Origin of the sequence: Flavobacterium sp. DG1-102-2 (assembly GCF_033042555.1) — a bacterium.
GTDB lineage: Bacteria > Bacteroidota > Bacteroidia > Flavobacteriales > Flavobacteriaceae > Flavobacterium.
On the sequence record NZ_JAWLIK010000003.1, the window covers coordinates 20,886 to 46,800 of the forward strand.

The following is a 25,915-nucleotide window of genomic DNA, read 5'->3' on the forward strand; positions in this document are numbered from 1 at the left end:
TTTATTATGGCCGTGGATTTTTATATTTATTCCAGAGTTTTTCAGCATAGCCCCTAAACTGTTTGGGACCTTCGTTAAAGACTTTGTCAAATTTGTATTCGCCTCCCATATAAAAATTCTCTCCCGCCTGAATCCTGTTCTCGCCGCGCATGGCATATTTTTTACCATTCTCATACATGATGACCTTCATATCGCACGGACTTACATCGCCATGGCATGCAAGCAGATAGGTAAGCCATACTTCTGCAGTCTTATCGTTATCAATATCTGTTATCGTAATAGCATTTTTAATGTATTGCGCAACAACATTAACGGGGCATTCCTTCACAAAGTCGTATATCTTCCAGTTTAGTGTCCATGTGCCGTTTTTTAGGGTATAGTGATATGCAAACAGTTCTGCACTGTCGGTGTTCTGTCCGTCTTGCTGGTAGGGGTCATCTTTAACACCGGTTTCTGTAGTTATAAGCAGGTTATCGCCAAGCTTATCAGTATAACGCAATGCCTTAATGATATTCCCAGTATATGATATTGATCTAGGGATATCTCCGGCTTTTACAGCAATTGTCTTTATCTGAGAAAAGCATTGGATAGATAACAAAAAGAAGAAAAGTGATTTTTTCATACTTAAATATAAGAAGAAACACCTGATAAACATTATCAGGTGTTTCTTTTATTCTTCAAATCCTTCTATAAGTACCTCAAGTATTTTGATCGCGGCTTCGCTTATTTTCGTGCCGGGGCCAAAGACAGCTACTGCACCACTATCAAAAAGGTATTGATAATCCTGTGCCGGTATAACGCCGCCTACGATAACCATAATATCTTCTCGGCCGTATTTTTTCAGTTCTTTAATAACCTGCGGCACAAGCGTTTTATGCCCTGCGGCTAAAGAAGATACGCCCAGGATGTGAACGTCGTTCTCAACAGCTTGTTTTGCAGCCTCAGCCGGTGTTTGGAATAACGGGCCGATGTCTACATCAAAACCTACGTCGGCATAACCTGTAGCCACCACTTTAGCGCCGCGGTCGTGCCCGTCCTGGCCCATCTTGGCAATCATTATCCTTGGTCGGCGGCCTTCCAGCTTAGCAAACCGGTCTGCCAGCTGTTTTGCTTTTTCAAAGCTCTCGTCGTTTTTAATCTCTTTGCTGTACACTCCGCTAAATGATTTAATTTGTGCTTTATATCGTCCGAATATGGATTCAAGTGCATCGCTTATCTCGCCCAGTGTAGCCCTGTTGCGTGCCGCGTCTACAGCCAGTTCCAGTAAATTCCCTTCGCCTGTTGTAGCCGATTGGGTAAGCTTTGCAAGGCAATCTGCCACTTTTTGGCTATCGCGTGTGGCTTTAATGCGATCAAGGCGTTCAATCTGCTGACGTCGCACCATCTGGTTGTCTACATCCAGGATGTGCAGCGGATCTTCTTTCTCTAAACGGTATTTGTTTACGCCCACAATGATATCCTGGCTGCTGTCTATACGCGCCTGTTTGCGTGCTGCGGCTTCTTCAATGCGAAGTTTAGGTATGCCGGCTTCAATAGCCTTTGTCATACCGCCAAGTTCTTCTACCTCTTCAATAAGCGCCCATGCTTTCTTGGCGATCTCGTCGGTAAGGCTTTCTACATAATAGCTTCCTGCCCATGGGTCTACTGTTTTAGTAATCTTTGTTTCTTCCTGAAGGAATATTTGTGTGTTACGGGCTATACGTGCCGAGAAATCGGTTGGCAGCGCAATAGCCTCGTCTAATGCGTTAGTGTGTAATGACTGTGTTCCGCCAAAGGCAGCTGCGGCAGCTTCAATAGCGGTACGCGCCACATTGTTAAACGGATCCTGCTCAGTAAGGCTCCACCCGCTGGTCTGGCAATGGGTACGCAGTGCAAGGGACTTATCGTCTTTAGGCTCAAACTGTTTCAATAGTTTAGCCCATAGCATACGGCCTGCGCGCATCTTGGCGATTTCCATGAAATGGTTCATGCCAATAGCCCAGAAGAACGAAAGGCGCGGTGCAAATTCATCTATTTTCATGCCGGCGGCAAGTCCGGTACGGATGTATTCCAAACCATCGGCAAGGGTATAAGCAAGTTCAATATCGGCAGTGGCTCCGGCTTCCTGCATGTGGTAGCCCGATATACTGATAGAGTTGAACTTTGGCATCTTGCGGCTTGTGTATTCAAAGATATCGGCAATGATCTTCATCGATGGGGCGGGAGGGTAGATGTACGTGTTGCGTACCATAAATTCCTTAAGGATATCATTTTGTATCGTACCCGAAAGCAGTTCAGGCGCAACGCCCTGTTCTTCCGCTGCCACGATGTAGAAGGCCATAATAGGCAGTACTGCACCATTCATGGTCATTGATACCGACATTTCATTTAACGGAATCTGGTCAAACAGCACCTTCATGTCCTCAACGCTGTCTATGGCAACACCGGCTTTACCCACATCGCCCACTACACGTTCGTGGTCACTGTCGTAACCGCGGTGTGTGGCAAGATCAAACGCCACCGAAAGCCCTTTTTGGCCGGCAGCAAGATTGCGTCGGTAAAAGGCGTTACTTTCCTCGGCTGTAGAGAATCCCGCATACTGGCGCACTGTCCATGGACGGCGCACATACATGGTAGCGTAGGGTCCGCGTAGGTTAGGTGCAAACCCCGCGCCAAATTCAACATGCTCCAGGTTTTCGATATCCTTTTCGGTATAGTTTTCTTTAACTTCAATACCTTCGGCGGTTACAAAGCTGCTTTGCTGTGTGTTTACCGCTTCAGCATCGGCCAAAGGTTTCAGTTTTATATGTTGGATGTTTTTTCTCATTGTTTAACTTCTAATCCTGTTGACTACCGGCTTTTTCACTCTCCAGGCGTTCCTGTTCTATCTTTTCGGCCAGCCTTTTTTCAATAATTGCCGAAACGAGCGTTTTTCTTGGGTTGATCTTTACAAAAGGATACAATTCCAGGTCATGGCTCATGCGGTCATTCTTATTAGGGTATTTATTAGTGCCCAATAGTATTTCTTTTCCGGTATCAAACAGTTCCTGCTCTTTAGCGGCGCTTTCGTTTATCTTCCTTTGGATAGTTCCTTCCTTTAATTGCGTAACAAAACCACCGTTAGCTTCAATGTCTTTAAAAAGCTCCAGGGCTTTTTCGGCGAGCTGATGGGTAAGCTCTTCGATATAATATGCACCGTCTGCGGGATTGTTAACCTTGTCGAAGTAACTTTCGTGTTTTAATACTAACAGCTGGTTACGGGCAATTCGGTCACCAAACTCATTGTCTTTATGGTATAAGGCATCATAGGCAAGGTTGGCAACAGTATTTGCCCCGCCTAATATGGCACTCATGCATTCGGTAGTGGTACGCAGCATATTTACATTATAGTCGTATAATGTTTTGTTGCGCTTTGTAGGTGTTGCAATAATATGGCAGTCAAAAGTATGGTCGTATTCTGTTGCGATGAGGTTAAAAAGTGTTCTCATTGCACGCAGCTTGGCAATTTCAAAAAAGTAATTAGTGCCTACAGCCACCTGAAGCACCACAGGCTTATTGATCGTGGCTACACGGTTAAAATATTCGTTGGCATGCGCTAGGGTGTAAGCAATCTGCTGTACAATATTTGCCCCTGCATTTTGGTACAGGCTGCCATCTACACTTAAAAAATGAAGATTAGGGCAGGCAATGGCAATCGTATTTAAATTTTCAATGTCGGTTTCAAGATTGGTGTGCCAGTTACCATCTTTGGCCAGCTGTCCGATAGGGTCAAGCTGAACATAAAAGCTGGCATTTCGTTCTTTGGCAATAGCATCCAGCTGTTTTACGAAATCGATTGATAAGAACGTGAAATAAAAATACACTGACGTAGCATTCGGCACTTTTGATAGTAAGGCTGCAACATCTGTCTTATCGCTTTCAATGGTAAATCTAAGGCTTTCGGCACCACGCTTAAGGGTAGATATAGCCCTTCCCGCCGATTTCTCTACATCGTGCACAAAAATATTCTGGCAAATGGTAAACTCGGCAGCTTTACCGCCGGCGGCAAGCCCTTTTTTAAATTCGTCTATATGATAAAAAGGCTTCACTTTTATACCCTCAGGGCTTTCCCAAACAAGGGTTTCATTATAGTCTGCGCCTTTAAGCTCATATTGTATCTGCTGTTTCCATTGCTTGGAAGATACAGGATCAAATTCATTAAATAAGTTGTCGCTCATGCAGGGATATATTAAAGAGATTTTGTGCCTTCTTCGTCTTTAGGCACGCTGTCTTCAAATTCTATGATATAAATATCTTCATTTTCGCGTTTCATGTAGTACTTCTCACGCGCATATTTTTCCGTCTGGTCAGGATTGCTCAACTGCCTTATACTTGTGCTGTCTTTGTGTATTTCCTGTAGGTAATAACGTTTGTTGGCCTCCAGTTCCTCTATTTTTTTATCGAGTATGCGGTTTTCAAAATAAGAGTAGTTGTCAAGAAATGTAAGCCATACCGCCACAAAAATAATGACCAATACATACCTGTTTCCTAATATCTTAAGGATAGGGTAGCGGGAGGTTATTTTTTTGAAAAAATTCATGCCGCTAAATTACATCAAAATACCAAATAACAAATCCCAAAATACAAACTTTAAACCCCAAATGACAAATCGCAAAACACAAACGATAAATTCCAAAATAAATCGTAAAATTCAATCTGCAAATTCTATAACTTTAGCTTTCAGAGACAATATCTATTTTAAAAAATGGCAGAGAAGTTATATGATTTAGAAAAGCGAACATTTTTATTTGCGCGTAACTGTAGATGGCTGATGAAAAAAACTACCAAAAACAATTCAGATAATTGAGGATGGAAAACAGCTTATTCGGTCATCGGGCTCAGTAGGTGCAAATTATATTGAAGCTAATGAGTCTTTGAGCAAAAAAGATTTTTGTTACAGGATAAAAATATGCCGTAAAGAAGCGAAAGAATCGGCATACTGGCTTAACCTAATAAATGACTGCAATCCTGATTTTCAAATTGATATTACATCTTTGATAAAAGAAGCAGATGAGTTAAAAAAAATCCTTTCCTCTATATTGGAAAAATCGCAACAAAATCTTCAAAGCTTGTAATTCAATTTTTCCATTTGGTATTTGAAATTTATTTTTTGGAATTTCTTTTAGATCAATTTTTGATGTATCACTGCCCTTACAACATCAATAGCTACAGTATTATACCTGTCGTGCGGAATAATGATATCTGCATGGGCTTTAGTAGGCTCTATAAACTGCTCATGCATAGGTTTAAGCGTATTCTGGTAGCGGTTCAGCACTTCTTCCATATCACGGCCGCGCTCGGCAATGTCGCGCTTTAAACGGCGTATAAGCCTTTCATCAGGATCTGCATATACAAATATCTTGATGTCAAACATATCCCTTAGTTTAGCATCAGACAGGATAAGTATGCCTTCTACTATCATTACCTTTCGCGGATGCGTAATAACCGTATCGCTGGTCCTGTTATGTGTTATGAACGAATATACCGGCTGCTCAACGTTGTTTCCTGCCTTTAGTTCGGCCAGATGGGCGGTAAGCAATTCAAAATCGATGGCATTAGGGTGGTCAAAATTAATTTTTGCCCTGTCTTCATAGGTTAATCCGGATGTCTGCCTGTAATACGAATCCTGGGAGATAATTCCCACTTCTTCTGACGGAAGCTCGTTCATAATTTGTTGTACTACAGTAGTTTTTCCGCTTCCGGTGCCTCCGGCTATTCCTATTATGAGCATGTGTGCAGGTTTAATTTTGTGTAAAAGTAAAAATAAATACTGGGGAAAAAGGCTATTACGCTGTTATCATAACGATAAATCCTAATAGAAATCACTTATATTTGAAACAAACTAATATCCCTATGATACGATTGCTAGCTTTTGTTTTTTGTTTGCTATGTTTCACCACAGCTTCTGCCCAGCAGGAAGTAATGTACCATGTATTTGTACGTAGTTTTTTTGACAGTAATGGCGATGGCCACGGCGATCTTAAGGGCATTCAGCAAAAGCTTGATTACCTTCAGGAAATGGGGGTAACCACTATTTCGTTAAGCCCTGTTTACCAATCTGATTTTTATCATAACCTGTATGCTTCAGATATAGAAAAAACAGACCCAAAGTATGGTGCGTTTAAGGAATACCGCGACTTAATCCAAAACATTCATCTTCGAAAAATGAAGCTGTACCAGGAGATAGACCTTCAATATGTAAGTACAAAACACCTTTGGTACACCGATTCGTTTAAAAATACAAAATCGGCATACAAGAGCTACATTTATTATACAGATGCAAACAATCAAAAACCCTTCGCCCTGCCTGAGATTGTTACATATAACGGTGCTAAAGAAACTCTTGTGGCTGTAAATCTTAAAAATGCCGGGGTTGCAGCGTATTACACTAAAGCGCTTCAGTATTGGGCCGACCCTGATAAAAACGGAAACTTTAATGATGGTGTAGATGGATTCAGGTTAGTAGATGTGCAGGATAAGATTGATAGTTCGGGTAAAACAGGAAACCTGCTTAAAGGCTTTTACGCTCCATTGTTTGAGAATCTTAAAAAGGTAAACCCCAAAATAATGCTGCTTACCGAAGCTGCCGACACTAAAAATTTTGGTATTGCTTTTTATACCAAGGCTAATACCGACAGGGTTATGTCCTACAAGTTAAGAGAGAGTATATTGTCTTTTGATAAAAAGAAGATCGTTGCTGCTGCCGACAGTATTTTTGTAAAAAATCCGGCAGATAAGTATCCGGTTGTATTCATAGAAAACGAAAACACACCGCGTGTGGCATCGTTAGAAGGTATGAATGCAGGAAAGCTAAGAGCTGCCGCAGGATTAAACTTTTTGCTTGGCGGCGTGCCGTCAGTTTACTATGGCCAGGAACTTGGTATGAAAGGCCAGCCATTACAAACGGGTAAAGATGGCGATAAGATTCCGCTTAGGGAAGCTTATGACTGGTTTGCCGGAGCTCAGGGCAAAGGATTAGCTGCGTGGTATAAAGATTCCGGTGCATGGTGGGATAAAACAGAGCTTAAACCAAATGATGGAATATCTGCCGAAGAAGGGGAGAAAGATGCTAATTCACTGCTTAAATATTACCGGCAGCTTGGTAAGATAAAGAGAATGCAGCCAGCGTTAGCCTTAGGGAATTATAGAGAGATTACAAATACTAACGATAATATCGTTTCGTTTATGCGAACATACATCAATAAAGAAACAGCGATGTATGAACAGGCATTGGTTGTAATTAACCTTTCGGGAGCCAATCAGGTGGTTAGCTTTAACGACAGTCAACTCGACACAACGAGGGCCAGGCTTATTTTAGGTACGCCAAATGTAGCTTTTAAGATAGAAAGCAGGGATATCACAATGACACCTTATGCTGTCCAGGTGTGGCGATTTACACCATAATAGCAACGCTATACTATAAAAATACCTCCGCATTGCGGAGGTATTTTTTTGCATTCTCTATCGTCAGAGGTTATGTAATGTTATGGCTGTTATATATGAAATACGTTTATTCCACTCTTCTGTCATGTGGTAATTGTAGGAGGGTATCCTCCATATCTTGGTTTCATAGATACATTTGCCGAATTTTTCCATCTCTCTTGAAGTAGAAAAGTCTTTTAATTTTTCAAGCCCGCACATTGCTATGATGGCAAATTCGGGTTTAAAATTCAGCTTGAAAACAGATTCTACTATAGATGTTATTCTTTTCTTTTGTTCTGTTGGCGAGCCTGACACTATAAGTATGTTTTTCTTTCTAACGGTTACTATATAAGTGCCTTCAGGATTTTTCTTTGCCGGAGGATAGTTTTCTACTGCTACCGATCCCGATTCTGAAAAATATACTCTCTTCACAGCCTCAGGTTTTAACCGCTGGCATATTTCGCTAATGGTCTCTGCCTTGCCAGAACTTTTTGCTCCCTTTATAATTATATACTTCATGGTCGCGCTTTTTTTGATTAGTAATAGCAGGTGTGGATTTTGAAGTACGGGAATTTAATGTTATGCTTTTGTCATAGGCTTTTTCGGGAAGATTTAAGTTAATAATTGATTTTGGTTTTGTGGTGGTTGTTATTGGATTCTTCCTGCCGGTTGAAAGCAGGATGTGTAACTAATGTATATATACGATTAATAACCTTATTTGGTTTTTATCTATATGTTTATGAGTGTTTTATGTTTTCATCAAAGGCTCAAAGGAGCCTCTGATGAAATATTTAGGCTTGTAGAATTTTATAGATTGTGGAGGGTAATTGCTGTAATATAGGATATCCGTTTATTCCATTCTTCTGTAGTGTGGAAGGTGTAGGATGGTATCCGCCATATTTTTGTTTCGTAAATGCATTTTCCAAATTTTTCCAATTCCTGAGAAGTAGAAAAATCTTTTAGTTTTTCCAATCCGCGCATTGCCACGATAGCAAAATCAGGTTTAAGGTTAAGCTTAAATACTGATTCCATTATATTGGTTATTTTTTTCTTTTGCTCAGTAGGCGCGCCTGATACCATCAGGATGTTTTTTTTGCGCACTGTTACTATATAAGTACCGTCTTCTATGCCGGCAGCAGGTGCCACATTCTCAAGTGTCACCCTTCCTGATTCAGAAAAGTATACTTTTTTGATTGCCTCCGGTTTAAGTTTTTTGCAAACTGCATTTATAGTCTCGGCTTTGCCGGAACTCCGCGCTCCTTTGATAATTATATATTTCATAGCGTGTTCAAGGTTTTAGGTTTGTTTAATGTTTAGTTTGGTTGGATATGGAGGTGTTGTAGGTATTATTTCATAGGCATTAAAATGTTTTTAGCAAGGTTAATATTTGTCTTTAATAGTAAGCGATGAAAATTAATATATGATTTTTATGAAATCAGATTATAATGTTTTAAATATAACGTTATAGTTTGATTTTTTCAAATGTTTCATTAAGAAACATTTAACATGTTTGTAAATTTATGTTATAAATGATTTTTGCCTTATTTTTCCTAAAATGTTTCCTTATAAGGATAAAGTTACGACAGGCGTCGATAAAACACTTACGGAAAACCGTAAACAAATGTTAAAAAAATGTTAAAATCGATGAAATGCACGCATAGCAGTTTAAATTTAAGTGTATTCTTACGCGTTTAAATCAGGCGCATATCTTTGGCTACTGCGATAAGATGAATACTGTTTTGAACCTTAAGCATAAACTTTAATTTGTTTATCTTTTTTTCAATGCTACTCGTGCTGGGTGACGGATATCCCTTTCGTTTAAATACTACACTTATGTCTTCCTGCGTGTTACCTTCGGATAATAATTTTAATATCTCAATATCATATTTATCCAGTTCCAGTACAGGTTTGTCCTTCAGTACATTTGAAAACTGCGGAGATATATAAATGCCGCCTTCACTAAGTGACTGCAGGGCTTCAAGCAATTCAGTATTGCCATCGCGGCCTTTAACTACAAACGCGTTAATACTGCCTTTATTAAACAAGTCGCGTATCAGATAGGGGTTGTCGTCTACCGAGTAAACTATTATAGGGATAGCAATGTTTTCATTTCGCAGCTGCATAATAAGCGTCTCGCCAGATGTAAGTACAGTGTCTCTTTCGTCCTGCTTAAACGAGAGATCTGTTATCAGGAGGTCAAAGGGGGCTTTATCCTGGATTGCTTTTTTTATTTTCTGGTAAGCATCGTCGCAGTATTTGCTGCTTTCTGTTTTTACTCTGAAATGCTGATCCAGTAGTGTGGTTATGCCCAGGCTTATACTGTCCAGATCTTCTGCGATTAAGGTTTTTTTATACATAAGTCTTCAGTGCCGGATAGGTTAATGTAATATGGAATCCCTTTTCTGCAGCGGTGTCTATGTTTACATCGCCATTTATAGCTTTTATGCGTTCTTCGATGTTAAGGAGCCCATTTTTGTATATAATTTTTTCGGCAGATACGCCAAGGCCATTATCGCTATAGCTTATCTCTATTTTTTTTCCGGTGAGACTAAAGGTTATAGCCACGATAGTAGCCCGGCTGTGTTTTCTCATATTGACCATTAACTCCTGTATCGAGCGGTAAGTGGCAATTTTTTTAGTAGCATCAATTACATTCCAGTCAATATCTGTAATGCCTTTCACAATTATATTTACATCACTGCCGGAGTAGGAACTCAGCATCAATTTTAAATGTTCGGGATATTGATAGCCGGTTTCAATACTATTTGTTTCGCGCGAAATATTCTTGGTCATCAGGTAAATATCATCCAGTTTTGCAATGATGTTTTCCTTTTTTTCAGGTTCTATATCGCTATTAGCAGAAAGGTAATTGATGGTGCCGTAGATCTCATTGCCAATTTCGTCATGTATTTTTTTAGCGAGGCGTGTTTCGGTGATATAACCCTCCATCAGGCGTTCGCGTTTATGTCTCATCCGTATGAGGTAATACACAAGCAGTGAAGAAAATATCGTAAAGATCAGCGAAAGCAGTAATAATTTGTTATGGCCGTTGCTTATCTGCATCATAAGCTGTCGTTCTTTTTCATTACTCCTCCGTAATGCTTCAGCTTCCTGTTTTCTCGATTCTATGAGTATCTTATCAAATTTTCCTTTTACATTGAGCCTGGACTTTCTTAGTTCCGACTCTGTATTCATATACTCGCTTAAATACTCCTTAAGCTCGTTACCCTGTGTGGAGTTTATAAGCCGGGTTAGCGCATTTAATGAAAATTCCGGGTTATTGAGTTGTGCAGCGATACCGTGTGCCTGTTTCGCAAAATTGCTGGCCTCTTTGCTGCTTTTATCGCTGTAAAATTCGGATACGTGTATAAAGCTTGAAAACTGCCCCTCAAGATCATTGGCTTCGCGGCGAATTTTTAATGCCTCCTGCATTTCGTTAATCCCCTCTTTATTGTCCTGCTTAAAGTAAGTATACCCCAGGTGGTCAAGAAGGCTAGCCTTTACAGATGGTGTTTTTGCAGCGTGTGGAGAAGCCAATGCTGCTTTAAGTACCGCTGTGGCATTTTCATATTCGCCCTTTTTAATATAATTACACCCTATATGGTGCTTAATGTCCAGTTGCTGAGCGGTGTTTTTTGTAATGCTGTATGCTTTATTGTAATAATTAATGGCGATGCTGTGGTTAAAAAGATGCTTTGAAGTTCCTGCCAGGAGCAGATACGATTTGCGTAACAGGACTGTATCATCAGCAAGCAGGGGCAGTGCCTCTTTTGTTGTATTTTCTGCTCCGGTGTAATCTCCTGCAACGAGTTGTATATTGGCCATTGCCAATAGTTTTATAGCCGCCTGTTTATGATAGTTGTGTTCTAAATAAATAACCCTGGAGGCATTTTGGTAATAAAATGCACTGTCCCAGACATGTTTGTTTTCATAGTAAAAAGCAAGATCGTTAAGGCTTTTTATATCATTTTGATTTGATATTTTTTGTACAGGCGCCGTGTTGTCTTTGCAGGAATTGGCAAAGCAAAGCAGTAATAGCAATACAAACAATATTAAAAATTTATTTTTCATTCCTTTAATTACGAAACCTATTAAAAAAGTTTATGCAATACTATGCTCAGGCCGCAACGCAGCTAGGTACAAATACTGGCAGATAATATAAATTATCCTATAATAAACTGATCCTCCGCTAATGAGTAAGAAAAGCGGTAGGTATTTAATAGCAACGCAGCCTAAGTATATAAACATACACTACGATACTATCAAATAGTAAAAGACGTAGTAATTTCTGCTTAAATTTACTTACTTTTTTGCTTCTTTTTGCTAAAGAATCTATAAAAGGTAAAAAAAGAGGTCAAAATGACCATTAGTCAAATTCTGATGTAAAGAATAATTTTACAGATGGATATTTAGACTGTGTCATTGATATTGAAAAATCAGAATCGGCAAGGAATACAAGCTGTCCGTATTTGTCTTTTGCTAAAAACTTCTGCTTGATCCTTTTAAATTCGGCAAATTCCTCATTCTTGGCATCGTCAGGTTTCACCCAGCATGCTTTAAACGCAGGGAAGTTCTCATACGAACATTTTGCACCATATTCATGCTCCAGCCTGTACTGTATAACCTCATACTGAAGTGCACCTACAGTACCAATAACCTTACGGTTGTTCATTTCCAGTGTAAACAGCTGTGCTACACCTTCGTCCATCAGCTGGTCAATACCTTTTTCAAGCTGTTTTGCCTTAAGGGGGTCAGCGTTGTTAATGTAACGGAAATGCTCAGGTGAGAAGCTCGGTATCCCTTTAAAGCTCATAAGTTCGCCTTCGGTAAGCGTGTCGCCTATCTTAAAGTTACCGGTATCATGAAGGCCCACGATATCACCGGGGTAGGAGATATCCACAATTTCTTTCTTTTCTGCAAAGAAAGCGTTAGGGCTCGAAAATTTAAGGTTTTTACCAAGGCGTACATGAAGGTACGGCTTGTTCCTTTCAAAAACCCCCGAAACGATCTTTACGAAAGCGATCCTGTCACGGTGTTTAGGGTCCATGTTAGCATGGATCTTAAATACAAATCCTGCAAATTTATTTTCGGTAGGTTCTACTTCCCTTGTGTCAGAATCTTTTGGCCTTGGTGACGGTGCAATCTCAATAAAGCAGTCAAGAAGTTCCCTAACCCCAAAGTTGTTTAATGCAGAACCAAAGAATACAGGCTGCTGTTTACCCTGAAGGTAAGCCTCCCTGTTAAACGCCGGGTAAACCTCGCTTATAAGCTCAAGCTCTTCCCTAAGCTGATCGGCCGGTTTCTGGCCAATGATCTTTTCAAGCTCAGGACTGTTTATATCGCTAAAGGCAATAGTCTCTTCTATATTCTTACGGCTGTCGCCGCTAAAAAGGTTGATGTTCTTTTCCCAGATGTTATAGATCCCCTGAAAATCGTACCCCATACCAATAGGGAAACTTAAAGGGGTAACGCTAAGGCCAAGCTTTTGCTCCACCTCATCCATAAGGTCAAAGGCATCTTTACCCTCACGGTCAAGTTTGTTTATAAAAACGAGCATAGGTATGTTACGCATACGGCATACCTCAACCAGCTTTTCGGTTTGTTCCTCAACCCCTTTTGCAACGTCAATAACAACAATAACGCTATCTACGGCTGTAAGGGTCCTAAAGGTATCTTCAGCAAAATCCTTGTGGCCGGGCGTATCCAGAATGTTTATTTTTTTGTCCTGATAATTAAAAGCAAGAACAGATGTAGCAACAGAGATTCCCCTCTGTCTTTCAATTTCCATAAAGTCACTCGTAGCACCTTTTTTAATCTTGTTGCTTTTTACCGCACCCGCTTCCTGGATAGCACCCCCAAAAAGAAGAAGTTTTTCAGTCAGTGTCGTTTTACCGGCATCGGGGTGGGAAATAATACCAAATGTGCGTCTTCTCTCGATCTCTTTATTAAAATTCATGCTCTTTGCCTCTGTTTCTTATAATTATGCAAAAGTAGGTTTTTCCTCTTTAACGGGTGCAAAGATAAGATGTTCATTTCATAGATAAAAATGTTGTTTACATCGAGCCTTTTGCTAAAGTCTTTTCGCGCGCGCATGGCAAATGTTAGTTTTATCCTACACTGCTCTTTACGGGGTACGATAATCTAAAGATCAATTGGTTAAAACAAGAAAAACATATATAAGAAATATCCTTCGCATTTGCTGCGTGGTATTTTTTGTGTTTCTTTTTAGCAATGTCAATGCCCAGTCTAAAGTTTATGCCATGACGCTGGTAAATAGTGACCATGTAACCGCTGCCGGATTAGGGCACGACGGACTGCTGGCTACAAAGGCAGATCTTGTTGCAAAATCAAATACGCTCGTGTTTGCAGGCCATGATGCATCTATAGAACTAGAATTTGCAACGCAGCTTGCAGCCAATACACCAACCTATGTTAAGATAACCACCGAGGACAATCTCTTAGGGTCATTGCTCGGCGGAAGCCTTGGCACTCTTCTCTCTAATGTGCTTGGCGCAGTGCTTACAGGCAACCAGGAGTTTGTGGTAGAAGCAAGGCTAAATTTGGGCACACCCTTGTTAAGCGGAAGCAGCACCACGGCATCGCAGTTTGGTACAGATAAGCTACGGATCGTTCAAAATAGCGCGGGAGAATACTTTATCAGGATAATGCCGGATCAGGCTTATAACCGTATTAAGATAACAAACAAAGTGGGTAACGCCCTTTTGGGGCTTGGAGCCACAAGAACACTTAGCGTGTATGATGCGTATTATGTAACAGGAACTATACATTGCGGTGAACCGGCTTATACATCTTTTTCGGCGGCAGGAATAATAAGTTTGGCCTCTACCGGAGTTACCAATGCCCAAAATGTGCTTACCACGAGCACTACCGATTTTTCGGTACTGAGCATGGGGCTGCTGGCTTTAGGTTCAAGCATAGAGCAGACGGTATATTATGAAGGCCTCTCAGATGCCGAAGACCGTTTTGCAATAAAGATCAAAACAACACACGCACTGCTTACGGCAGGTATTGCCAGTAACGTAAGCGTTATAGCCTCTAACGGTGGAACGGCGGTGCAGACAAAAACTCTGTCAGAACTTATTGCCCTAAACCTGCTTACCATAACGGGCGGACAGATAACTACCCTGTACATGACTCCCGGCCTGCCTGTAGACAGGATTACGCTTAGGCTCAATACGGCAGTAAGTATATTGCAGAGCCTCGATTTTTATGGAGCTACAAAAACACCCGGTCTGCCTTTAGTGAATGCTGCTGCACCGGTTTGTTCGGGCAGTGCAGCGTCGCTTACAGCAACTTCAGTAACGTCAGGAGCACAGTTTAAATGGTATGATTCGCCTGCGGCAACAAATCTTTTGGCAACAACTATATCGGGGCAGGCTTTTGCAACTCCAGCTTTAAATGCATCTGCCACTTATTATGTTCAAAAAATAGCAGGAGGGTGTGCAAGCCTTTTGGAGTCGGCCACGGCAATGGTCGTTGGTAAGCCATCATCGGGTACGATTGAAGGGATGCAGACCGTTTGCCTCACAAGGCTGCCAACGTTATTAACCTCATCATCAGTGGAAAGCGGAGTCGATATAAGTTACAGATGGGAGTCATCTACAGATCAGGCTAACTGGATACAAGTTGCATCTTCAAATACAGTTTCATATCAGCCTCCTATGCTCACTCAGGCAACCTTTTTCAGGAGGATTACCATTCGAACGGCAAATGGGATCGCGTGTGAGTCTGTTCCTACAAGTGCTGTTAAGGTTTCGACAAGGAACTGCGTTGTGATGAGTAACCCAATGGTAAGGCAACGGATTAAAAACGGGGCTTAAGCCTAAATTAGGTTAAAATTATCCTCATTAATTTAACAAAAAATAGCTAAACAATCGTTAAATTTTAATTAAAAATTTAGTAAGAATTTATGTGCGTCATACATCGATTAAATAATGTATTTTGTCGATACTTATGCGAAATTCGCAATTATAAAAGGTGTTTTGGAGGTGGCGAGGTAATTTCATCCCGTGAACCAATGAATTATTTAATTAATCTTTACGTTTATGGTATTAAAAACTACTCCCAAAATCCAAATTCTCTTTCTGCTTATGGCAGGAGCGCTTTTCCTTAATCCTTACAGGGGATCTGCGCAAACGAGAGTTTATGCTTCGTCTGCTACTTCATTAGAGACAGACAACGTTACACAGTCATATGATCAGAATATGGCTACCGCTGCTCAGGTCAGGGCAAATTCAGGTTTGGCTCTCGGCTTAGGTGCTTACTCGGGTTATCTTGAGCTTAACTATCCGGCCATGGTTCCTGCGAACACTACGAGTTATGTGAAAATTACAACAGAAGATAACCTATTGCCTGCACTATTGGGCGGTAACCTTGGGGGGTTACTCTCTACAGTGCTTGGTGCAGTGCTGATAGGTAATCAGGAATTTACTGTTGATGCAAGAAATGGTGCTTCTGTTGTGCTTACGGGCAACAGTAACAATGTTGCAAACTTTTCGGGCGAAAGGCTGCGAATTGTAACCAATGCAGCCGGCGAAACGCTTATTGCAATTACTCCTGCTGTTCAGTACAACAGGATAAGGCTTACCAGCCGTGTAGGTGCAAGCTTAGTAGGCTTAGGCAACCAGAAAATCGTTAATGTTTTTGAAACGTATTATGTATCGGCACCTGCAAATTGCGGTGCTCCGGCATTTACAAACTTTACAGGATCTGGTATAACGCTGGATGCGCTTCAGTTAGGCTCGGCAGGGGTGCAAAACCCTCAGTTTGCCATTGATGCCAACACGACCAATTTCTCAGTACTGAGTCTTGGTATACTTGGCGTGGGTGCAACAGTAAGCCAGACGGTTTACTTTGAAGGCCTCTCGGGCGCTACAGACCAGTTTGGCGTGCGTTTGAGGACAACAGGCACACTGCTAAATCTTGACCTTATAAACAACGTGAGGGTAATTACCTCAAACGGCGGAACAGAAGTTTCTAACCAAACGCTCTCTACGCTGCTTGCGCTTAACCTTTTAAATTTTCAGGGCGGTACGATTACTACGGTACCTGTAAATCCGGGCGCACCTATAGACAGGATAACGGTTCAGTTCAGCTCGCTTGTAGGAGCATCGGTAGCGCAAAATCTTGACTTTTTTGGGGTTACAAGAACGGTAGCGCCGCCTGTGGTAACACCACCTGCATCAGGAAATTACTTTGCCTGTGTAAACAGCACAGCATCTTTAGTAGCTACTACAGCAGCAGGTAATGAGCTGCGCTGGTATACAACTGCTACAGGAGGAACACCTACAACTGTTGCATCTGGCCTGCCTTTTGTAACACCTTTACTTACAGCAACAACAACTTTTTATGTGGCAGCAGCAAAAATTGGCTGTCCTGAAGAATCTTCGCGTGTTGCAGTTCCTGTAACGGTTACACCTGTACCTACACCTACAACAAATAATGCCTCGCAGTCGTTTTGCGGTTTTGGAGGTGCTACAGTGGCAAACCTTCAGGTAAACGAAACAGGGGTAACATTCTACACCGCAGCTACAGCGGGTACGGTAATACCACCTGCAACACTGCTTACAAATAATACTACATACTACGCTACACTCACAGATCCTGTTACAGGCTGCCAGAGTACAACCCGCCTTGCCATTACTGTAACACTTGCAGCAAACTGCGATGTAACAGTAACTCTAAAAGCAATGCTTCAGGGTGCGTTATTTAACGCAACGGGAGGATTGATGCGCGATAACCTTCGCGAAGCGGGCGCAATACCGTTAACGCAGCCCTACAGCAATGTGCTTGGAGCACGCTTTGCACATGTAGGCGGTGGCGGTACAGAAACCACAACTACAGCAGTGCTTCAGGCGAATGCCGGCACAGGCGATGCTATTGTAGACTGGGTTTTTGTAGAGTTCAGGGATGCTGCCAGCCAAAATACGGTTATAAGAACAGCTGCTGCACTTATACAAAGGGATGGTGATATCGTAGCTGCAAACGGAGGTCCGCTTGTACTTAGTCTTCCTTCAACCTTTAGGGTATCCATAAAACACAGGAACCACTTTGGTGCTTTATACAACCAGCCGGTTACCGTTACTAACGGGGCCGCAGCACTTAATTTTACCACGCTTACCAATACAGACCTTTTTGTACTACCGGGCTTTGACGGCCAGGAGGCAATGGCAACAGTAGGAGGTATAAGGGCATTATATTCTGGTAATGCAAACTACGACACCCAGGTAAAATACGATGGTTCGTCTAACGACAGGCAGGTGAATGCATCTCAGGTGCTTTCATTTCCGGGCAATGCGTCGCAGATCCTAAACTACGCAAATGCTAACGGTTATTTCTCCGGAGATGTGAACATGGATGGAAAGGTGCTGTATGACGGCGCTAACAATGACAGGCAGCTTATGCTTAATATTATTGTTACCTATCCGCTAAACACAAATGTTCTGGCAAACTATAACGGAATGTTTGAGCAGCTGCCACAGTAAAATGCAGGCATAAACCCCATTTTACATCAATCCTTTTTTTAAACCATATACAATTAGCGTATGAAAAGTTTTATACTCAAGATACTATTATTGGCCGGGCTGTTCATGCCTGTCCAGTACCTCTTTTCGCAGCAAATTGACATTACCCTGAAATATGTTACGGCAAGCAACGCATACGAAGTATATGCCAGGCCCACCTTTACCCAAAACAACTTCTACTTTGGGGGAGGAAGCCAGATCACGGTAGTGCTTCCGGTAGCGGCGAGCAACGCAGCAGTTTCGGTAACGTCGGTTAATGGCGGCCCGTGGGTAGACAACTCACAGGTATATGCACCTGCTGCCGATGCAGTGCACGATTTTCACGGTATTGCCACAAACGGCTCTCAGGTAAACTTTACAGCCAATACAGAATTGCTGCTGTTCAGGTTTACTGTTGCAGAAGGCTGTCTTAACGGTGTGCGATTATTCAACAATACTACAGATCCGCAATCGGCCGCGGCAGGAATGAGCGGTGCCGATTTTAGGAACTACCTTAGTAATGTATTTACCCTTACCGATTTTTACGGTACTAACTATGCCAATACCGGTACAAGCTGTGCCGTTGTAGATAACGACGGCGACGGTGTGTCTGCCGGTACAGATCCTGATGATAACAATCCTTGTGTGCCTAACGCCAATTTTGCTACCTGCGACCAGGACAATGACGGCCTTACTAATGCACAGGAGGCAACACTGGGCACAAACCCTACAGTTGCAGATACAGACGGCGATGGCTTTACCGATGGAAACGAGGTAACCAATGGCAGCAACCCTTTAAACCCGTGCAGCCCAAACGTTAACTCGCCGCTGTGCGACCAGGATAATGATGGGCTTACCAATGCGCAGGAGATTGCTGCAGGTACAAACCCTATTATTGCAGACACAGATGGCGACGGTATAAATGATGGTGCCGAGGTAAATAATACGCCTGCAAGCGATCCGCTTAATGCGTGCAGCCCGAGTCCGACATCGCCTGCGTGCGACCAGGATAACGACGGTCTTACTAATGCGCAGGAAGCTGCAATAGGTACAAATCCTACAGTTGCCGATACAGATGGCGATGGCTTTAATGATGGCGCTGAGGTTACAGCAGGAAGCAATCCGCTTAGTCCATGCAGCCCTAACGCTAACTTTGCTACCTGCGACCAGGACGGGGACGGCCTTACCAATGCGCAGGAAATTACTGCGGGTACTAACCCAACAAACCCTGATACAGACGGTGACGGTATAACTGATGGTGCCGAGGTTAACGGTACTACGCCGAGTGACCCATTAAACCCATGCAGCCCAAACGCTAACGCCGGGCCTTGTGACCAGGATAGTGACGGGCTTACAAATACCCAGGAAGCTGCCTTAGGGACTAATCCTGCTAACCCTGATACAGACGGCGATGGTATAAACGATGGTACAGAGGTAAACAACATACCGCCAAGCGATCCTTTAAATCCATGCAGCCCTGTGCCAACAGCAGGATGCCCTACAGATAATGATAACGACGGTACGCCGGCGGCTTCAGATCCTGACGATAACGATCCGTGTGTGCCTAACAATAATTCTGCACTATGTGATAAGGACGGTGACGGACTTACCAATCAGCAGGAAGCCCTAATTGGTACAAATCCTTCCCTTGCCGATACAGACCAGGACGGTATAGACGATGGTGTTGAGGTAAACGGAGCAATTCCAAGCGATCCATTAAGTGCGTGCAGCCCTAATCCGGGACATCCTAATTGTGATGCTGATGGCGACGGACTTACAAGTGTTGAGGAGGCTGCTAACGGTACAGACCCGGCCAATCCTGATACTGACGGTGACGGAATAAGCGATGGAAACGAGGTAGACAATGGCACCGATCCGCTTAATGCGTGTTCGCCAAACCCAACTTCGCCTTCATGTGACCTTGATAACGACGGGCTTACTAACCAGCAGGAGGCAGCCATTGGCACAAACCCTGCTGTAGCCGATACAGACCAGGATGGTATAAATGATGGTACAGAGGTGGCAAACGGCAGCGATCCGCTTAGCGCATGCAGCCCTAATGGCATCTTTGCTACCTGCGACCAGGACAATGACGGCCTTACCAATGCACAGGAAGCTATACTGGGTACTAACCCTACGGTTGCTGATACAGACGGTGACGGTATAAACGATGGTGCAGAGGTGATAGGCTTAAGCAATCCGCTTGATCCATGCAGCCCTAATGCAGCATCAGGTGCCTGCGACCAGGATAACGACGGCCTTACTAACGGTCAGGAAGCAACACTGGGTACAAACCCTACCGTTGCTGATACTGATGGTGACGGTATAAATGATGGTGCTGAGGTTACTAACGGCAGTGATCCGCTTAGTGCGTGCAGCCCTAATATAAATTCGCCTGCGTGCGACCAGGATAATGATGGCCTGAGCAATACACAGGAAGCAACGCTGGGTACAAACCCTGTAAATCCTGATACCGATGGTGATGGCGTTAATGACGGTGCTGAGGTAACAGCCGGCAGTGATCCGCTTAATGCGTGTTCGCCAAACCCATCTTCGCCTTCATGCGACCAGGACAATGACGGACTTACTAATTCGCAGGAAGCTGCAATAGGTACAAACCCTACCCTTGCAGATACAGATGGTGACGGTATAAACGACGGTACAGAGGTAACAAACGGAACGAATCCGCTTAATGCCTGCGACCCTAATGCCGGTAACCCTAACTGTAATGCAGCACCAACGATAGAAACTACTGTTAAGTTTAACTCTGCTACCTGTACCTATGAGGTATATGCAAGGCCAAACTTTACCGCAGGAAACTACTTCTTTGCAGGTGGTAGCCAGGTATCGGTAGTACTGCCGGCTGCGTTAAACAATGTGGCGCTGGCGGTGACTACAGTAAACGGAGGAATATGGACAGATAACTCAATGGTTTATGCTCCGGGAGCACAGCCGCTGAACGATTTCCATGCTATTGTAACAAATGGTTCTGCCGTGAACTTCCAGGCAGGTCAGGAGCTGCTGCTGTTTACCTTTGTACTTCCTAACGGACAATGCTGTATAGAAGGTGTAAGGTTGTTTAACAACGCTACAGACCCTCAGTCTACAGATGCAGGAATGGCAAACGGAGACTTTAATAACTACCTTGCAAATGTGTTTGTTCTTGATAACAATTATCTGGCAAACTATAATAATGCAGGTACAATATGTGATCCATGTTTAATTAATCCTGTGGCGACACCTACAACTACAAACCCTTCTCAGGTATTTTGTAGGGTAGACTTGCCTACACTGGCAAACCTTCAGGTTAATGAAACAAATATAAACTGGTATGCTGCCGCTACAGGCGGAACAGCACTGCCGCTTACTACTGCTCTTGTAAATGGTACTACTTACTATGCAGCGCAGGTAAGGACAGCTGACCTTTGCGAAAGCCCGGTAAGGCTGGAAATAGCAGTAATAGTTAATGACGCGCCTACGCCTACAACGCTTAACGCGGCACAAACATTCTGTTTGTCTAATAACCCAACTGTGGCAAACCTTCAGGCAAATGAGCCGGGTGTTACATGGTATGACGCTGCAACACAAGGTGCTGTAGTGCCAGCAGGAACAGCGCTTGTAAGCGGGGCCACTTATTACGGCTCGCTAACGGCTGCTAATGGCTGCGCAAGCTCAGTAAGGCTGGCGGTAACTGTAACGGTTACCAATGCGCCTACACCTACATCGAATGATACTACGCAGGATTTTTGCCGAGCAAACAACCCTACAGTAGCCAGCATTCAGGTAAACGAAGCCGGAGTGGTGTGGTATGACGCTGCAACAGGAGGTAATGTAATACCTAATGCAGAATCGCTTGTAAGCGGACTTACTTACTACGGAAGCCTTACCATTAGCGGATGCCAGAGCGCAACACGCCTTGCAGTAACTGTAACGGTAGACGATGAGCTTACACCTACAACATTAAATAGTAACCAGTTCTTCTGTGTGGTAAATGCGCCTACAGTGGCAAACATTCAGGTAAATGAGCCGGGTGTAATATGGTACTCTGCTCCTACAGGAGGTGTTGTGGTTGCTGCGGGTACTCCTTTAGTATCCGGCACAACTTACTATGGTGTGCTTACAGATGCAGTTACAGGATGCCAAAGCTCAGTAAGGCTTGCGGTAACGGTAAATGTTACCAATGCACCTACGCCTACAACAGCTAATACTACACAAACGTTTTGTGTTGCAGACAGCCCAACAGTTGCCAGCATACAGGTAAATGAAGCAGGTGTGGTTTGGTACACAGCGGCAACGGGAGGAACAGTGATTCCTAATACTACCGCGCTTGTAAATAATACTATATACTATGGAGGATTGATAGACGCAGCTTCGGGATGTCCAAGTGCAGTGCGCCTTGCGGTAACGGTAACAGTGGGCAATGCCCCAACACCTACTACCACAGATACGACACAGGATTTCTGTCTGCTTACAAATCCTACGGTAGCAAACATACAGGTAAACGAAACAGGTGTACTATGGTATACGGCTGCTACAGGAGGAACTCCGGTGGCTAATACAACAGCGCTTGTAAACGGTGCTACGTATTATGGAGCACTTGTTGACGGTGCATCAGGATGCCCAAGTGCCGTGCGACTTGCGGTTACAGTAACCGTGGGTAATGCACCAACGCCAACAACTAACAATACTACCCAGGATTTCTGTTTGATAACAGCGCCTACTGTAGCTAATATTCAGGTAAATGAAACAGGAGTGGTATGGTATACTGCCGCAACAGGCGGAACAATAGTGCCAAACACAACCGCTCTTGCATCAGGAACAACTTACTATGCATCGTTAACAGATAATATTTCAGGATGTATAAGTGCAGTAAGGCTTGCAGTTACAGTAACTGTAGGCGATGCACCGACACCTACAACAAATGATATTACACAGGATTTCTGTGTGAGCAATGCGCCTACGCTGGCTAATATCCAGACAAATGAAACAGGAGTTGTATGGTACGGAAACCCTACGGGTGGAACAGCGCTTCCTGCAACATTTGCTTTAGTAAACGGTGCTACCTACTATGGCGTACTTGTAAACGGTGTGTGTGAAAGCGCAGTGCGCCTTGCGGTAACAGTAACAGTAACCGATGCCCCTACGCCAACTACAACCGATGCTACACAAGACTTCTGTTTGGTAACAAATCCTACAGTAGCCAGCATCCTGACCAATGAAGCAGGAGTAACGTGGTACACCACTGCAACAGGCGGTACGGCTCTTGCGCCTACTACTGCCCTTGTAAACGGTACGGTATACTACGGAGCATTAACAAATGCTGCAGGATGCCAAAGCTCAGTAAGGCTTGCCATTACCGTAACGGTGGGCAATGCGCCAACACCAACTACAGGAGATACTACACAGGATTTTTGTTTAACAGCAAACCCTACGATAGTTAACCTTCAGGTTAATGAAACAGGAGTAGTTTGGTACACGGCTGCAACAGGCGGAACAGTAATTCCGGCGACTGCCGCACTAACATCAGGAGCAACCTACTATGCATCGCTTACAGATACAATGTCAGGATGCGAAAGTGCAGTGCGCCTTGCAGTAACCGTAACAGTAACCGATGCGCCTACGCCTACAACTACCGATACTACTCAGGATTTCTGTACGGTAAATGCACCTACAGTAGCAAACATCCAGACAAATGAGACAGGAGTAGTTTGGTACACGGCTGCAACAGGCGGCACGGCTGTAGCGCCGGAAACTGCCCTTGTAAACGGAGCAACATACTACGGTAGTTTAACAGTAGGGAACTGTACAAGTGCAGTAAGGGTTGCTGTAACAGTAACTGTGAGTAATGGTGCTACACCAACAACAAACAATGCTGCGCAGTCATTCTGTGGTGCAGATGCGCCTACGGTAGCTAATATACAGGTAAACGAGAGTGGTGTTACTTTCTTTGCTTCGGCAACGGGAGGTACTGCGATAGCTAATACTACCGCGCTTGTAAACGGCACGACTTACTATGCATCGCTTACAGATCCTGCAACGGGCTGTGCGAGCAATGTAAGGCTGGCAATACAGGTAACTATAGATAACGGTACGACTCCGGGAACGGTTAGTAATTCGCAAACATTCTGTGCAGATACAAACCCTACGGTTGCAAGCATACAGGTTGTAGGCACAGGTATAGTATGGTATGATGCCCCTACGGGAGGTACGTTGATACCATCGGCAACGCCGCTTGTAAACAACACGATATACTATGCAAGTGTTACTAATACAAACGGATGTCCTAGTGCAGTAAGGCTTGCTGTAACAGTAACTGTTCAGGACGGTGCAACGCCTACAACAGGCGATACGACACAGGATTTCTGTTCTATAAATAACCCAACGGTTGCAAACATCCAGGTAAATGAGCCTGGCGTGGTTTGGTACACTACTCCAACAGGCGGTACAGCGGTAGCAGCTACAGATGCATTAGTGTCCGGAGTTACATACTACGGCTCGCTGACTACACCGGGAGGCTGTCAAAGTTCTGTACGCCTTGCGGTAACGGTAACGGTAAGCAATGGTATTACACCAACGACTACCGATACTACACAGGACTTCTGTGCGGTAAACAACCCGACTGTAGCTTCTATACAGGTTAATGAAACCGGAGTGGTGTATTATACATCTGCAACAGGTGGAACTGTGATAGCGTCTAACACTGCACTTGTAAGCGGTACGACATATTACGCATCGTACACTGACCCTGTAACGGGCTGCGACAGTACAGTGAGGCTTGCCATAACTGTAACGGTAAACAGCGGCGCTACTCCTACAACGGGAGATGCAACGCAGGAATTCTGTTCGTCAGAAAATCCTACGGTAGCAAACATCCAGGTTAACGAGCCGGGTGTTGTATGGTACAGTACAGCAACAGGGGGTGTGCCATTGGCATCAAATACGCCGCTTGTAAATGGTACATACTACGCATCTGTAACGGTAGATGGCTGCGAAAGTCTTGTAAGGCTTGCAATAACAGTGGTTGTTAATCAGGGTACAGCGGCAACGCTCACAGGAGCGGCATCAGTTTGCTTTGGGCAGTCCGTGGTTTATACCACAGAGGCCGGCAATTCAGATTATATCTGGGATGTTATAGGCGGAACGGTTACAGCAGGCGGAACGCCAACTGATAACACGGTGACTGTAAGCTGGGCTGAAGTAGGAGAAGGGTTTGTAAGTGTTTCTTATACAGATGTTAATGGTTGTTCAGGTATATCGTCTGCCGACCTCGATATCACTATAGAAAGCTGCTCTGACATTACAATTACGAAAACTGTTAACATAACTGGTCCAAATATCAATGAAAATGTTATTTTTACCGTGACGGTAAGTAATGACGGACAAAGTTCGTTTACTGATGTGATTGTGAGCGAAGTACTTCCTAGCGGATACGAGTTTGTTAACGTGCTGGTAAGCCAGGGTTCTTATGATGTTGTAACAGGAGTTTGGAACATACCTGAACTGCTTGCACAGGCCGATGCAGTCCTTACGCTTGAGGCAAAAGTACTGTTTGGAGGAAATTATGAGAATATAGTAACCATACTAAGTTCAAGTCCTGCAGACAGGGTACTGAGCAACAATTCGGCCAGTGTAACAATAGAGCCTTCGTGCCTTGACATATACAGCGAGTTTACGCCTAATGGAGACGGTATAAACGATACCTTTAGGATAGATTGTATAGAGTCTTTTGCTAACAACAAACTGGAGATATACAACAGGTACGGATCGCTTGTGTACAAAAAAGCAGCATATGCTAACGACTTTGACGGTACCGCTAATGTAGACGGTGTTGTAAGAAGGGATGAGATGCTGCCGGCAGGTACTTACTTCTATGTGCTTGAAGTAGATGGCACGAAGAAAACTGGATGGGTATATATTGCGAGATAACTAAGATGATAAACGGGGCAGCGGCA

At 43.5% G+C, this 25,915-nt stretch carries 15 protein-coding genes; 5 read left to right on the plus strand and 10 right to left on the minus strand.

The window, feature by feature from the left end; all coding sequences use genetic code 11:
* Positions 1 to 4 precede the first annotated feature (4 nt).
* The 4 genes from R1T16_RS05365 to R1T16_RS05380 are packed head-to-tail and all read right to left on the minus strand — an operon-like array spanning position 5 to position 4,558.
* Complete coding sequence (locus R1T16_RS05365) at positions 5 to 622, minus strand: M949_RS01915 family surface polysaccharide biosynthesis protein (RefSeq protein WP_317500058.1); 618 nt, start codon at positions 620 to 622, stop codon at positions 5 to 7.
* Between the two features lie 48 nt (positions 623 to 670).
* Positions 671 to 2,806, minus strand: a complete 2,136-nt coding sequence (gene scpA, locus R1T16_RS05370; protein WP_317500059.1) for a methylmalonyl-CoA mutase — start codon at positions 2,804 to 2,806, stop codon at positions 671 to 673.
* A gap of 10 nt (positions 2,807 to 2,816) precedes the next feature.
* Entirely contained in the window at positions 2,817 to 4,196 is a 1,380-nt protein-coding gene (locus R1T16_RS05375; protein WP_317500060.1) for a methylmalonyl-CoA mutase subunit beta, read from the minus strand.
* Between the two features lie 11 nt (positions 4,197 to 4,207).
* Complete coding sequence (locus R1T16_RS05380) at positions 4,208 to 4,558, minus strand: FtsB family cell division protein (protein WP_317500061.1); 351 nt, start codon at positions 4,556 to 4,558, stop codon at positions 4,208 to 4,210.
* A 283-nt stretch (positions 4,559 to 4,841) separates the two neighbouring features.
* On the opposite strand from R1T16_RS05380, the gene R1T16_RS18395 reads away from it, so the two are divergent.
* Positions 4,842 to 5,093, plus strand: coding sequence for a four helix bundle protein (locus R1T16_RS18395; RefSeq protein WP_411162021.1), 252 nt, complete (start codon positions 4,842 to 4,844; stop codon positions 5,091 to 5,093).
* A 47-nt stretch (positions 5,094 to 5,140) separates the two neighbouring features.
* Here R1T16_RS18395 and udk read toward each other — a convergent pair whose 3' ends face one another.
* The gene (udk, locus tag R1T16_RS05385) at positions 5,141 to 5,749 is read right to left on the minus strand and encodes a uridine kinase (protein ID WP_317500062.1); all 609 of its coding nucleotides are present in this window, start codon (positions 5,747 to 5,749) and stop codon (positions 5,141 to 5,143) included.
* 122 nt (positions 5,750 to 5,871) lie between these two features.
* Here udk and R1T16_RS05390 point away from each other — a divergent pair, with 122 nt between their 5' ends.
* Entirely contained in the window at positions 5,872 to 7,422 is a 1,551-nt protein-coding gene (locus tag R1T16_RS05390) for an alpha-amylase family glycosyl hydrolase (RefSeq protein ID WP_317500063.1), read from the plus strand.
* Between the two features lie 63 nt (positions 7,423 to 7,485).
* On the opposite strand, the gene R1T16_RS05395 is transcribed toward R1T16_RS05390, so the two are convergent.
* From R1T16_RS05395 to R1T16_RS05415, 5 genes are all read right to left on the minus strand, one after another.
* Complete coding sequence (locus tag R1T16_RS05395; protein ID WP_317500064.1) at positions 7,486 to 7,959, minus strand: hypothetical protein; 474 nt, start codon at positions 7,957 to 7,959, stop codon at positions 7,486 to 7,488.
* Between the two features lie 288 nt (positions 7,960 to 8,247).
* Positions 8,248 to 8,721: a hypothetical protein gene (locus tag R1T16_RS05400; protein ID WP_317500065.1), complete on the minus strand. Its 474-nt coding sequence runs from the start codon at positions 8,719 to 8,721 to the stop codon at positions 8,248 to 8,250.
* Positions 8,722 to 9,131: 410 nt separating this feature from the next.
* Positions 9,132 to 9,797 carry a response regulator gene (locus tag R1T16_RS05405; protein WP_317500066.1) on the minus strand — a complete coding sequence of 222 codons (666 nt, stop codon included), beginning with the start codon at positions 9,795 to 9,797 and terminating at the stop codon, positions 9,132 to 9,134.
* Positions 9,790 to 11,511, minus strand: a complete 1,722-nt coding sequence (locus R1T16_RS05410) for a hypothetical protein (RefSeq protein ID WP_317500067.1) — start codon at positions 11,509 to 11,511, stop codon at positions 9,790 to 9,792. The genes R1T16_RS05405 and R1T16_RS05410 overlap by 8 nt, the downstream gene beginning before the upstream one ends.
* A 295-nt stretch (positions 11,512 to 11,806) precedes the next feature.
* Entirely contained in the window at positions 11,807 to 13,396 is a 1,590-nt protein-coding gene (locus R1T16_RS05415) for a peptide chain release factor 3 (RefSeq protein WP_317500068.1), read from the minus strand.
* A 196-nt stretch (positions 13,397 to 13,592) separates the two neighbouring features.
* Between R1T16_RS05415 and R1T16_RS05420 the strand changes: the two genes are divergently transcribed.
* From R1T16_RS05420 to R1T16_RS05430, 3 genes are all read left to right on the plus strand, one after another.
* Positions 13,593 to 15,281 (plus strand): hypothetical protein, encoded by a 1,689-nt coding sequence (locus R1T16_RS05420; RefSeq protein ID WP_317500069.1) that lies wholly within the window; start codon positions 13,593 to 13,595, stop codon positions 15,279 to 15,281.
* A 270-nt stretch (positions 15,282 to 15,551) separates the two neighbouring features.
* On the plus strand, positions 15,552 to 17,945 hold the full coding sequence (locus R1T16_RS05425) for a hypothetical protein (RefSeq protein ID WP_317500070.1): 2,394 nt from the start codon (positions 15,552 to 15,554) through the stop codon (positions 17,943 to 17,945).
* Between the two features lie 60 nt (positions 17,946 to 18,005).
* Entirely contained in the window at positions 18,006 to 25,889 is a 7,884-nt protein-coding gene (locus R1T16_RS05430; protein ID WP_317500071.1) for a gliding motility-associated C-terminal domain-containing protein, read from the plus strand.
* Positions 25,890 to 25,915: the final 26 nt, after the last annotated feature.

Excerpts from the sequence above, each read along its gene's own strand:
- R1T16_RS05400 (WP_317500065.1), bottom strand. The coding sequence starts at position 8,721 with ATGAAATATATAATTATCAAAGGAGCGCGGAGTTCCGGCAAAGCCGAG.
- R1T16_RS05375 (WP_317500060.1), bottom strand. The coding sequence starts at position 4,196 with ATGAGCGACAACTTATTTAATGAATTTGATCCTGTATCTTCCAAGCAA.
- R1T16_RS05405 (WP_317500066.1), bottom strand. The coding sequence starts at position 9,797 with ATGTATAAAAAAACCTTAATCGCAGAAGATCTGGACAGTATAAGCCTG.
- R1T16_RS05425 (WP_317500070.1), top strand. The coding sequence starts at position 15,552 with ATGGCAGGAGCGCTTTTCCTTAATCCTTACAGGGGATCTGCGCAAACG.
- R1T16_RS05380 (WP_317500061.1), bottom strand. The coding sequence starts at position 4,558 with ATGAATTTTTTCAAAAAAATAACCTCCCGCTACCCTATCCTTAAGATA.
- R1T16_RS05395 (WP_317500064.1), bottom strand. The coding sequence starts at position 7,959 with ATGAAGTATATAATTATAAAGGGAGCAAAAAGTTCTGGCAAGGCAGAG.
- R1T16_RS05390 (WP_317500063.1), top strand. The coding sequence starts at position 5,872 with ATGATACGATTGCTAGCTTTTGTTTTTTGTTTGCTATGTTTCACCACA.
- R1T16_RS05410 (WP_317500067.1), bottom strand. The coding sequence starts at position 11,511 with ATGAAAAATAAATTTTTAATATTGTTTGTATTGCTATTACTGCTTTGC.
- R1T16_RS05365 (WP_317500058.1), bottom strand. The coding sequence starts at position 622 with ATGAAAAAATCACTTTTCTTCTTTTTGTTATCTATCCAATGCTTTTCT.
- R1T16_RS05430 (WP_317500071.1), top strand. The coding sequence starts at position 18,006 with ATGAAAAGTTTTATACTCAAGATACTATTATTGGCCGGGCTGTTCATG.
- scpA (WP_317500059.1), bottom strand. The coding sequence starts at position 2,806 with ATGAGAAAAAACATCCAACATATAAAACTGAAACCTTTGGCCGATGCT.
- R1T16_RS05415 (WP_317500068.1), bottom strand. The coding sequence starts at position 13,396 with ATGAATTTTAATAAAGAGATCGAGAGAAGACGCACATTTGGTATTATT.
- udk (WP_317500062.1), bottom strand. The coding sequence starts at position 5,749 with ATGCTCATAATAGGAATAGCCGGAGGCACCGGAAGCGGAAAAACTACT.